Annotated in this window: 1 pseudogene; it reads left to right on the top strand. The window is 45.1% G+C overall.

Going from position 1 to position 1,081, the window contains the following annotated elements:
• Positions 1-58 precede the first annotated feature (58 nt).
• Positions 59-1,081, top strand: a pseudogene (locus A3735_RS28660) (phosphomannomutase/phosphoglucomutase); the annotation flags it as partial.

Raw genomic sequence — 1,081 nt, 5'->3', positions numbered from 1 at the left:
GATTATTTTGCTTGGGGTAGGTGTTGTGCTAATTCTTGGGCTAGTGTTAATCGCTCGGATGAACATGCTAAGTGTTCGTAAAGATATTCTTCAAGTTAGTCAAATGGCAGCTGGGCTTGCTTCGGGTGGCAAAACTGGGCGTGCCTCCTTCTCCTTTGGAGAGTTCACAGCAATGTCGTCAGCTGTATCTGAACACATAAAGCACTTATCCGCGAGTGCGAAGAAGTCTGTGCAACAGACCGCTAATAAGCCAAAAGAAGAGCAGTCTAAAAAAACAGCTCCTGTTTCGAATGACGTAGAAGATGATGCGCCTCTGTTTGATGATGATTTGCTTGATTTGGATGTGTTAAATGATGCAGAAGGTTCTGGAGCGCTTGGTGATACAGATGATATGGTTTCGGAAGTGCAAGGTCTGGATATAGATATTCCCCAGACTATTTTCCGCGCCTATGATATCCGGGGTGTGGTTGACGAAACCTTAAACGAAGGGCTTGTAGAGTTAATAGGTAAAGCTATTGCAAGTGAGGCGCTTCTTCAAGGGCAAAACGCGATATGCGTCGGGTTTGATGGTCGTTATTCTAGCGTACCGTACTCGGATTCATTGATCCGCGGGATCTTGAGTACCGGCCTGGATGTCGTCAATGTTGGGCAGGTTCCCACGCCGGTTTTATATTTCTCTACGCACCACTTTAAAACAGGAAGTGGTGTGATGATTACAGGCAGTCATAATCCAGCTAATTATAACGGCCTTAAGATCATGCTTGATGGTAAAACCTTGGCTGGCGATGATATTCAAAAGCTCTACAACCGTATCTTGTTGCAGGACTTTGAGCATGGAGAAGGTTCATGTACAGATAGCGATGTGACCCAAGAGTACATGGACACAATTCTAAATGATATTGCTGTTGCTGCGCCTTTAAAAGTTGTATTGGATGCGGGTAACGGCGTGGGCGGGAAGGTTGCGCCACAACTAATTGAAGAACTTGGTTGTGAAGTTATTCCATTGCATTGTGAGGTTGATGGTAGTTTTCCTAATCATCACCCTGACCCTAGTAACCCAGACAATCTCAGAGACTTGATT

It is taken from the genome of Oleiphilus sp. HI0061, from assembly GCF_001635675.1.
This window is presented reverse-complemented; position numbering and strand designations above follow the sequence as displayed.